This is a genomic window from Aeromonas sp. HMWF016, assembly GCF_963878195.1.
Lineage (GTDB): Bacteria > Pseudomonadota > Gammaproteobacteria > Enterobacterales > Aeromonadaceae > Aeromonas > Aeromonas lacus.
This window is the reverse complement of the sequence record NZ_CAWNWX010000013.1, coordinates 22,934-32,898: the sequence shown is the minus strand read 5'-3', so window position 1 is coordinate 32,898 and position 9,965 is coordinate 22,934. Positions and strand designations below refer to the sequence as shown.

The 9,965-nt window shown below is 59.7% G+C and carries 12 protein-coding genes; 8 read left to right on the top strand and 4 right to left on the bottom strand.

Going from position 1 to position 9,965, the window contains the following annotated elements; genetic code table 11:
* The 3 genes from AACS24_RS01460 to mltB form a co-directional block, all read left to right on the top strand.
* Window positions 1–423 (top strand): ATP-binding cassette domain-containing protein (locus tag AACS24_RS01460; RefSeq protein WP_258223049.1); only part of this gene is annotated, 423 nt, incomplete at its 5' end.
* Between the two features lie 14 nt (window positions 424–437).
* A complete protein-coding gene (locus tag AACS24_RS01455; RefSeq protein WP_108572140.1) occupies window positions 438–1,052 on the top strand; it encodes a CDP-alcohol phosphatidyltransferase family protein in 615 nt (204 codons plus the stop codon).
* A gap of 132 nt (window positions 1,053–1,184) precedes the next feature.
* The gene (gene mltB, locus AACS24_RS01450) at window positions 1,185–2,267 is read left to right on the top strand and encodes a lytic murein transglycosylase B (protein WP_108572139.1); all 1,083 of its coding nucleotides are present in this window, start codon (window positions 1,185–1,187) and stop codon (window positions 2,265–2,267) included.
* A gap of 90 nt (window positions 2,268–2,357) precedes the next feature.
* Here mltB and pgm read toward each other — a convergent pair whose 3' ends face one another.
* Window positions 2,358–4,022 (bottom strand): phosphoglucomutase (alpha-D-glucose-1,6-bisphosphate-dependent), encoded by a 1,665-nt coding sequence (gene pgm / locus AACS24_RS01445; protein WP_108572138.1) that lies wholly within the window; start codon window positions 4,020–4,022, stop codon window positions 2,358–2,360.
* Window positions 4,023–4,080: 58 nt separating this feature from the next.
* The gene (gene seqA / locus AACS24_RS01440) at window positions 4,081–4,596 is read right to left on the bottom strand and encodes a replication initiation negative regulator SeqA (protein WP_181364277.1); all 516 of its coding nucleotides are present in this window, start codon (window positions 4,594–4,596) and stop codon (window positions 4,081–4,083) included.
* Window positions 4,597–4,888: 292 nt separating this feature from the next.
* On the opposite strand from seqA, the gene AACS24_RS01435 reads away from it, so the two are divergent.
* The 4 genes from AACS24_RS01435 to fldA are packed head-to-tail and all read left to right on the top strand — an operon-like array spanning window position 4,889 to window position 6,810.
* On the top strand, window positions 4,889–5,653 hold the full coding sequence (locus AACS24_RS01435; RefSeq protein ID WP_108572136.1) for an alpha/beta fold hydrolase: 765 nt from the start codon (window positions 4,889–4,891) through the stop codon (window positions 5,651–5,653).
* A 55-nt stretch (window positions 5,654–5,708) separates the two neighbouring features.
* Window positions 5,709–5,930 carry a DUF2788 domain-containing protein gene (locus AACS24_RS01430; protein WP_005334296.1) on the top strand — a complete coding sequence of 74 codons (222 nt, stop codon included), beginning with the start codon at window positions 5,709–5,711 and terminating at the stop codon, window positions 5,928–5,930.
* 19 nt (window positions 5,931–5,949) lie between these two features.
* Window positions 5,950–6,246, top strand: a complete 297-nt coding sequence (gene ybfE, locus AACS24_RS01425) for a LexA regulated protein (RefSeq protein ID WP_005334297.1) — start codon at window positions 5,950–5,952, stop codon at window positions 6,244–6,246.
* 39 nt (window positions 6,247–6,285) lie between these two features.
* On the top strand, window positions 6,286–6,810 hold the full coding sequence (fldA, locus tag AACS24_RS01420) for a flavodoxin FldA (RefSeq protein WP_033113451.1): 525 nt from the start codon (window positions 6,286–6,288) through the stop codon (window positions 6,808–6,810).
* A 69-nt stretch (window positions 6,811–6,879) separates the two neighbouring features.
* On the opposite strand, the gene AACS24_RS01415 is transcribed toward fldA, so the two are convergent.
* Window positions 6,880–7,353 carry a DUF4442 domain-containing protein gene (locus AACS24_RS01415; RefSeq protein ID WP_033113452.1) on the bottom strand — a complete coding sequence of 158 codons (474 nt, stop codon included), beginning with the start codon at window positions 7,351–7,353 and terminating at the stop codon, window positions 6,880–6,882.
* A gap of 243 nt (window positions 7,354–7,596) precedes the next feature.
* On the opposite strand from AACS24_RS01415, the gene fur reads away from it, so the two are divergent.
* On the top strand, window positions 7,597–8,025 hold the full coding sequence (gene fur / locus AACS24_RS01410; protein WP_033113453.1) for a ferric iron uptake transcriptional regulator: 429 nt from the start codon (window positions 7,597–7,599) through the stop codon (window positions 8,023–8,025).
* Window positions 8,026–8,141: 116 nt separating this feature from the next.
* On the opposite strand, the gene glnS is transcribed toward fur, so the two are convergent.
* Window positions 8,142–9,803, bottom strand: coding sequence for a glutamine--tRNA ligase (gene glnS, locus AACS24_RS01405; protein WP_108572135.1), 1,662 nt, complete (start codon window positions 9,801–9,803; stop codon window positions 8,142–8,144).
* Between the last annotated feature and the right edge of the window lie 162 nt (window positions 9,804–9,965).

Here is a 9,965-nt window from a genome sequence, read left to right as displayed (position 1 = left end):
CTGCCACCCCAAGCGCGGCGTATCGGCATGCTGTTTCAGGATGATCTGCTGTTTGACCATCTGACGGTGGCGGAAAACCTGATGTTTGGCATGCCGGCCAGCGTGAAGGGGCATCGGGCGCGGCGGGAAAAGGCGCTGGCAGCACTGGCGCAGGTGGAGCTAACCAGTCAGGCGGACAAGCTGCCGGGGGCGCTCTCCGGCGGCCAGAAGGCCCGTGTCAGCCTGCTGCGGGCCCTGCTGGCCGAACCCGAGGCCCTGCTGCTGGATGAGCCCTTCTCCCGCCTCGACAAGCCGCTGCGGGCCGCTTTTCGCCAGCTGGTGTTCGCGCAGATCAAGGCGCTGGCCATTCCCGCCATTCTGGTGACCCACGACGACGAAGACGCGCCGGGCACCATACTTCAGCTCACCGAATCCCGTTTTTGACCGAGGAGTTCACCTTGTTTGACCGCCACCTGATCCCCGTTATCCGCAGCCCCCTTGCACGGCTTGCCAAACCGCTCTGCCGCGCCGGGGTCAGCGCCAACCAGATAAGCCTCACCGGCTTTGCCATCGGCATGCTGGCGTTGCCGCTGCTGGCCTTTGGCTGCTATCAGTGGGCACTGGCGGCCATCCTGTTCAACCGGCTGCTGGACGGGCTCGATGGCGCCGTGGCACGGGAGACCGGCATCACCGACTGCGGCGGCTTTCTCGACATCACGCTGGATTTCATCTTCTACGCCGCCGTGGTGCTGGGCTTTGCCCTTGCCGCCCCCGCCAATGCGCTGCCCGCCGCCACCCTGCTGTTTGCCTTCATGGGCACCGGCTCGAGCTTTCTGGCGTTTGCCATCATGGCGGGCAAGCGGGGCATCGACAATCCGGTCTACCACCACAAGTCTCTCTACTATCTGGGCGGTCTCACCGAGGGGAGCGAGACCATCGCCCTGTTCGTGCTGATGTGCCTGTGGCCCGCCGCTTTCGCCCCGCTCGCCTACGGCTTTGCCCTGCTCTGCGCCATCACCACCCTGACCCGGCTCTGGAGCGGCTACCACACGCTGCGTCCCCCCCGGCGCTAACCAGTGCCGCCCTCACCGGAGGGTGAATCCATCATGCGATGAATTGGCGCTGGGTGCGGCGCACGGAACACTTGCGCCCGGATGACAATGTTTTACCATGGCGGCACTTTTATCAGTCTCCTTGAGAACCCTATGCGTCGCCTTGCCTCTCTTCTCACTCTGTCGTTGTTTCCTCTGCTCGGTGGCTGCAGCAGCACGCCGGCTGCCAAGCCAGTGGTCGTCCCCCAACCCAAGAGCGCCTTCATCAACCAGACGCCGTCGCGCAGCCCCGTTTACAGCCAGGGGGTGAGCAAAGGGGACTTCGCCAATCGCACCAATGTGGACAGATTCGTCCAGAAGATGGTCGAGAAGCACGGTTTTGACAGCGCCCAGCTCCATCAGGTGCTGGCGCAGGCAGAGCGCTACGACTGGATCATCCGTCTGATGGATGCCCAGGCGCCGACCACAGCCAAGCCCACCGGCCCGACCGGCGCCTGGAACCGCTACCGCGCCAAGTTCATCACCCCGGACAACGTACAGAACGGCGTCAACTTCTGGCGCGAATACGCGAGCGAACTCAATCGGGCGGAGCAGATCTACGGAGTGCCGCCCGAGATCATCGTCGGCATTATCGGGGTCGAGACCCGCTGGGGCCGGGTGATGGGCAAGACCCGCATTCTGGATGCGCTGACCACCCTGGCGTTTGATTACCCGCGCCGCGCCGAGTTCTTCACCAGCGAACTGGAAGCCTTCCTGGTGATGACCCGCGACGAGGGGATGGACCCCACCGAACCCAAGGGCTCCTACGCCGGCGCCATGGGCTACGGCCAGTTCATGCCCTCCAGCTTCCAGCGCTACGCGGTGGACTTTGACGGCAACGGCCACACCAACCTGTGGGATCCGGTGGATGCCATCGGCAGCGTCGCCAACTACTTCAAGGCCCACGGCTGGGAGAAAGGGCAACCGGTAGCGGTACGCGGTCAAGGCCAGCTGCCCGGCTATGAGCACGGCTTCCAGACCCGCTACCCGGTCGCCTCCCTGCGCCGCGCCGGCCTGACCCCAACCAGCAGCCTTGGCAACCACAGTGAAGCGAGCCTGCTGCGCCTCGATGTCGGCACCGGCTACCAATACTGGTACGGTCTGCCCAACTTCTACGCCATCACCCGCTACAACCACAGCACCCACTACGCCATGGCGGTGTGGCAGCTGGGGCTGGCGGTGAAGGCGGCGCGCTGACAAACCGCGATCAGCAGATAAAAAAAGGAGCCTTAACGGCTCCTTTTTTATACCAATTACTTTATTTATTCACGGCAGATTGACCCGAAATCAGACCCCGGCCTTGGCCAGTGCCGCGGAGACGATCTGCTGGGCCTCCTGCTGGATGAGGTCGAGGTGCGCGTCGCCCTTGAAGCTCTCCATATAGATCTTGTAGATGGACTCGGTGCCGGAGGGGCGCGCCGCGAACCAGCCGTTCTCGGTCACCACCTTGAGGCCGCCGATGGCGGCATCGTTGCCCGGCGCCTTGGTCAGCTTGGCGATGATGGGCTCACCGGCCAGAGTGGAGGCTTCCACCAACGCCGGATCCAGCTTGGAGAGCACCGCTTTCTGGGCACTGTTGGCCGGGGCGTCGATACGGCGGTAGCTGGAGCGGCCAAATTTGGCTTCCAGCGCGTCGTAGTGGGCCTGCGGATCCTTGCCGGTGACCGCCAGAATTTCCGCCGCCAGCAGCGCCAGAATGAAGCCATCCTTGTCGGTGGTCCAGACGGTGCCATCTTTGCGCAGGAAGGAGGCGCCTGCGCTCTCCTCGCCACCAAAACCGAACTCGCCGCTGTAGAGGCCATCCACGAACCACTTGAAGCCGACCGGCACCTCTTTGAGGGTACGGCCAATCTCGCCGGCAACCCGATCGATCATGGAGGAAGAGACCAGCGTCTTGCCGACGGCCGCATCGGCAGACCAGCCGGTGCGATGGGTAAACAGATACTGGATTGCCACCGCCAGATAGTGGTTCGGGTTCATCAGGCCGGACTTGGTAACGATGCCGTGACGGTCGTAGTCAGGGTCGTTGCCAAGGGCGATGTCGAACTTGTCCTTGAGCGCGATCAGGCTCGCCATGGCGAACGGGCTGGAGCAGTCCATCCGGATCTTGCCATCTTTATCCAGGGTCATGAAGGAGAAGGTCGGGTCGACCTTGTAGTTCACCACCTCGATGTTCAGACCATAGGTCTTGGCGATGACGTCCCAGTAGGCGACACCGGAGCCGCCCAGCGGATCGACACCGATCTTGATGCCCGCGTTCTTGATGGCATCCATGTCCAGCACGTTCTTCAGATCATCCACATAGGGGGTGACATAGTCGTGCTCGACCACGAACGGGCTCTTGAGCGCCTCGGCGAACGGCATGCGCTTCACGCCGGCCAGACCCGCTTCCAGAATGGCGTTGGCCCTGTCCTCGACCCACTTGGTAATCTCCCCTTCGGCGGGGCCACCATGGGGCGGGTTGTACTTGAAGCCACCATCTTCCGGCGGGTTGTGGGACGGAGTGATCACCACGCCGTCGGCACGGGCAGCCGGTTTGCCAGCCCCTTCTTTGCCAGAGTTGTGGCGCAGGATGGCGTGAGAGATGACCGGGGTCGGGGTAAAGCCGAGGCCAGCCTGAATGCGGGTTTCAACGCCGTTGGCCGCCAGCACTTCGACAGCGCTGGCAAAGGCGGATTCGGACAGGGCGTGGGTATCCATGCCGACAAACAGCGGGCCAGTGATACCGGCCTGCTGGCGATACTCCACCAGTGCCTGGGTGACCGCCAGAATGTGGGATTCGGTAAAGGCGTTGTGCAGGGCGCTGCCACGGTGGCCGGAGGTACCGAAGGCAACTCGCTGCTCGGGGCGGCTCATGTCCGGCTTGTTGAGGTAGTAAGCGCTGACCAGACGGGGAATGTTGGTCAGGTCGCTTAAACGGGCCGGCTGACCGGCGTGGGAATGCTGAGCCATGGCGTTTTCCTTGCGTAATGGCGGCCTTGCCGGGCAAGGCCTGAGTCTTGAAAAACCGTTAGATTGCGCCGCACACCTGCGCGATCACCTCGTCGCCGTAACCCATGCTGCTCATCAGCTGGGCCACCATGTTCTGCTTGCGACTGGTGTTGGTGTTGGTGATCACCCAGAACGGGGTGTCCGGTACCGGCTTGGGCTTGGTGGTGCTGCCACTGGCGCGCAGAGCCTCGGGATCCCGTGAGAAATAGACGCGCTTGCGCCCCTTGATTTCGGTGGCCTGGGTAAACCCGACCGGGTCATCCCGGTAGAGGGTACTCAGCACCTGCATGAAACGGTTGATGGACTTCTCTTCCTGCTGCAGCTCGCCTGAGTTGAGCAGGGCTTGCAGCCCCTGCGGCGCAGCAACGGCACGGGGTGGTGTCGCAGGCGCTGGCTCGGCAACAGCGGCTGACGCGGCCCCCTGAGCAGGCTGTTCCAGCAGACGGCGCAGGATGTCGGAGGCACTCTCACCGATGTGCCGGGTCTGGCTGGCGATATAGAAGTAGAGATCGTCATCAAGCTCGATGGTTTTCATAGGGATGCGCTGGACTCGTCGAAATTCGGATGCGGCGATTATACATAGGCAAACCCGACAGCCCAAGGGAGGGGCTGGCAGATGTACATGAATCTCATCGAGAATACGGCATAATAGCGGCCCAAGTGTGTGATCGGCCGCACTGATAGCCAATCTGAACGGGATTTTTTAGAAAAAAAACCACACAAATTTCCCCTTCATCACACGAAATCCTTTTCTTTCCAGTGCGTTAAATCATATCGGCAACGCACTCATGACCGAACAAGGTGTCATTTTGCAACAAAAGAGCGTAGTGAACTTCAAAGAGCAGGGTCAGGGACCGGCCGTCATCCTGATCCACGGCCTGTTTGGCAGCCTCGACAACCTCGGCCTGCTGGCCCGTGCCCTCGGCGAGCACTATCGGGTTATCAGCGTCGATCTGCGCAACCACGGCGCCTCGTTTCGCAGCGATGACATGAGCTATCCGGCGCAGGCCGCCGACATACTCGCGCTGATGGATCACCTTGGGCTGGAGCAGGCGGCGATAGTCGGCCACTCCATGGGGGGTAAGGTCGGGATGCAGCTTGCCAAGCTGGCGCCCGCGCGGGTGAGCCGGCTGGTGGTGGCCGACATGGCGCCGGTCGCCTATCCCCACTCCCGCCACCAGAATGTGTTCGCCGGCCTCAACGCCACTCTGGCGGCACAGCCCCAGAGCCGCAGCGACGCGGAGCGCATTCTGGCCGAGCATATCGAGATCGCCGGGGTGCGCCAGTTTCTGCTCAAATCCTTCGCCAAAGGCGACGATGGCTGGCAGTGGCGCTTCAATGTGCCTGCTCTTGAGGAGAACTACGCCAACATCATGGGCTGGCCCGAGGATGAGCAACGCTTCGAGGGGCCAGTGCTCTTTATCAAGGGGGGGGATTCCGATTACATGCAACCGCAATACAGCGAGGCTGCACTGGCCCAATTCCCGGCGGCAAAGGTGCGCGTCATCGCCGGAACCGGCCACTGGCTGCATGCGGAAAAACCGATGTTGTTCAACAAACTGGTTGTGGATTTCCTGTCCACAGGCGGTTAACAGTTCCAAATCCTTTGTGATATAGTGCGCCCGTCATAAGGAGTGTGCGCAATCCATGCTAAGTGAACATATCGACCTGATCGAAAGTTTGGGCCTCAAGTTATTCTTTGTGGCCATTTTCATATTGATTGGCCTGGCCATTCAGGACGTTCTCAAACGCGGCAACGTGCCCCGTTTCGGTCGTTTCATCGTCTGGTTGGTACTGTTTCTGGGTTGTGCAGGTTTTGTCGCCAAGGGGCTGATCGAACTGGGCTGGGAAGGCTCAGGACTAGGCTAACAATTTTCATCTGTGATGTATGGCCAAACAGCAAACTGATCGAACAACACTGGATCTGTTCGCAAACGAGAAGCGCCCCGGCAGGCCAAAGACCAACCCACTCCCCCGCGAGACCCAACTCAAGATCAACAAGCGTAACCAGCTTAAGCGCGATCGGGAGAATGGGCTGAAGCGGGTAGAGTTAAAGGTGGAGGCCGAGTTGCTGGAGCGCCTGAACCAACTTGCGTTGCAACAGAACATCAGCCGAGCCGAGCTGATCCAATCTATCCTGAAGCAACAGATTGAGTCCGCCTTTGCGGTGGATATTGCAGTCTGAGCGTCAAGCATTAACACCAAATACGGGTAACTAAACACTATGGCAAGTGTAGGTCTGTTTTTTGGCAGCGATACCGGTAACACCGAAGCTGTCGCCAAGATGATCCAGAAAGAGCTGGGCAAAAATCTGATTGAAGTCCGTGACATCGCCAAGAGCAGCAAGGCCGACATCGAGAACTTCGATCTGCTGATGTTCGGCATCCCGACCTGGTACTACGGCGAAGCACAGGCCGACTGGGACGACTTCTTCCCCGATCTGGGCGAAATCGACTTCACCAACAAGCTGGTTGCCATCTTCGGTTGTGGCGATCAGGAAGACTACGCCGAGTACTTCCTCGACGCCATGGGTACCCTGCGCGACATCGTTGAAGCCAAAGGCGCCATCATCATCGGTCACTGGCCGACTGCCGGTTACGAGTTTGAAGCCTCCAAGGCACTGGTAGATGACAAGCACTTCGTCGGTCTGGGTATCGATGAAGATCGTCAGCCGGAGCTGACCGCCGAGCGCGTCAAAGGCTGGTGCAAGCAGCTGCACGAAGAGATGTGCCTGGGCGAGCTGGAGTAATCCCCTCCCCCTGCTTGAAGCAACAAGGGCCCCAACGGGGCCCTTGTTCTATCTGCAATTTGCGTCCGCTCACTCTCCCCTGTGCTCGGGCTTGGCCCGTACATAGAGGGTGCGCTTCACCTGTGCTACCAACTCCCCCTGACCGTCCTGCACCGTCACCTCGAATTCGGGAAAATACTTGATACCCCCCTCGGTCGCCGCCACGATTTCGGCCAGCTTGCCATCGCTCAGGTTGAATTCCGCCACCAGCTTGCCCTTGCCCGGTTTGATGTAGTTGATGCTGCCCGCCTTGTCCCAGACGTAATAACGGTTCTTGAAGTAGCCCATCAGCATCAGCGGATAGATGGGATCTGTCATGGCAAACATGCTGCCGCCAAACTGGGTGCGGTTGGCATTCTTGTTCCACCAGCGGGATTTCAGGGTCACCCGACAGTAGCGAAAATCATCGCTCAGGGTCTCTATCTTGATGCCGGCGCCCCAGAAAGGGGGCCAGGCATTGAGGGCGCGGCGCACCCAGGCCGCGTTGTCAAAAAGCCAATCCATGGATCTCATCCGACCAGACATATGAAAGTTACATCTTATCAACATCTACCATCCCGGCAAGTCGATCAAGGTGATTGATTATTTCAATCCAGACCCGGATGGGTGGCTAAACCCTTTGAATTTGCGGGTTTATTTTTAGGGATGCAACGACCTATAATGACAGGCCAAGCGAGTTGAAGGTTGCCATTCCCGCGGCAGTCCATCAGAATAAACCCCACCTTCGAGAATGCGAATAAGTAGAATATGGCAGACAACAACCAAGCGTTAAAAAAGGCCGGGCTCAAGATCACCTTGCCCCGGGTCAAGATCCTGGAAATCCTGCAACAGCCGGACTGCCAACACACCAGTGCCGAAGATCTCTATAAACGCCTGATCGATCTGGGTGAAGAGATTGGCCTCGCCACCGTCTACCGCGTTCTCAACCAGTTTGATGATGCTGGTATCGTAACCCGCCATCACTTCGAAGGGGGCAAGTCGGTATTCGAACTGGCGACCCAGGAGCACCACGACCATCTGGTTTGCCTGGACTGCGGCAAGGTGATCGAGTTCTCCGACGAGGTGATCGAGCAACGCCAGAGCGAGATTGCCAAGAAGCACAATATCCGTCTCACCAACCACAGTCTCTACCTCTACGGTCACTGTGCCAGCGGTGAGTGCAAGCACGACGACTAAGTCGGCTGCAACATCAGATTACGGACAATAAAAAAGCCAGCATCAGCTGGCTTTTTTATTGTCCGAAACAAGATGAAAAGCACAATGGAGGGCAGAGTCTCCCCTGCCCCACGGTATCAGCCTTCTACCTTGCCCCAGGAGTCGCGCAGGGCAACGGTGCGGTTGAACACCAGATGCTCCGGGCTGGAGAGCTTGTTGTCGGCGCAGAAGTAGCCTTCGCGCTCGAACTGGTAAGCCTGCTCCGGCTTGGCGTTCTTGAGCGAAGCCTCGACACGGGCACCCTCGATGATCACCAGGGATTCCGGGTTCAGGGCCGCTTCGAAGTCCTCTTCGGCGCCCGGGTTCGGCACCTTGAACAGACGGTCATAGAGACGCACTTCTGCCGGCAGGGAGTGAGTGGCGCTGACCCAGTGGATCACCCCTTTCACCTTGCGGCCATCGGCCGGATCCTTGCCCAGGGTCTCGGGGTCGTAGCTGCAGTAGATGCAGGTAACCTTGCCGCCAGCGTCCTTCTCGATGCGCTCGGCCTTGATGACGTAGGCATTGCGCAGACGCACTTCCTTGCCCAGCACCAGACGCTTGAACTGCTTGTTGGCTTCCTCTTTGAAGTCGGCTTCGTCGATGAAGATTTCGCGGGTGAAGTTAAGCTCGCGGGAACCCATCTCGGCGTTGCTCGGGTGAGCCGGCGCAGTCAGCACTTCATCGGCAGCCAGATTCTCGATCACCACCTTCACCGGGTGCAGCACGGCCATGGCGCGCGGCGCATTCTCGTTGAGGTCTTCACGGATGCAGGCTTCCAGCATGCTCATCTCGACGATGTTGTCCTGCTTGGTCACGCCGATGCGCTTGCAGAACTCGCGGATGGAGGCCGGAGTGTAACCACGGCGACGCAGACCGGACACGGTCAGCATGCGCGGGTCGTCCCAGCCATCGACGTGCTTCTCGGTCACCAGCAGGTTCAGCTTGCGCTTGGACATGACAGTGTATTCGAGGTTCAGACGAGAGAACTCGTACTGACGCGGGTGGCAGTCGATGGTGATATTGTCCAGCACCCAGTCGTACAGACGACGGTTGTCCTGGAACTCCAGAGTACAGATGGAGTGGGTGATCCCTTCCAGAGCGTCCGAGATGCAGTGAGTGAAGTCATACATCGGGTAGATGCACCACTTGTCACCGGTCTGGTGGTGGTGGGCAAACTTGATGCGGTAGATAACCGGATCACGCATCACCATGAAGGGAGAAGCCATGTCGATCTTGGCGCGCAGGCAGACGGAGCCCTCGGCAAACTCGCCGTTCTTCATCTTCTCGAACAGGGCCAGGTTCTCTGCCACGCTGCGGTCACGGAACGGGCTGTTCTTGCCCGGCTCGGTCAGGGTGCCACGGTACTCGCGCATCTGCTCGGGGGAGAGCTCGTCCACATAGGCCAGACCCTTTTCGATCAGCTCAACGGCGTAGCCGTGCAGCTTGTCGAAATAGTCGGAGGAGTAGCAGATCTCGCCGTTCCACTGGAAGCCGAGCCACTGCACGTCCTGCTTGATGGACTCAACGTACTCGATATCTTCCTTCGCCGGGTTGGTATCGTCAAAGCGCAGGTTGCACTGGCCCTGATAGTCGCGGGCGATGCCGAAGTTCAGGCAGATGGATTTGGCGTGGCCGATATGGAGATAACCGTTCGGCTCGGGCGGAAAACGGGTATGCACGCAGCTGTGCTTACCGCTGGCCAGATCTTCATCAATGATCTGACGAATAAAGTTAGTTGGGCTGTTCGCCTGACTCATGGCTCACCTCAAAAAAGCGTCACTGGCGGAAGTTGTGCCGGCTGGCACCCTCATCCCCCCGCCGTCAAGCCGGATATGATCCCTCATTACGCGCCCTGCCTCAACCTGAATTTGGCAGTTCCGGGCTATTGGCGTGCTAAAAAGCGGGTCAAAGCCGCCTCG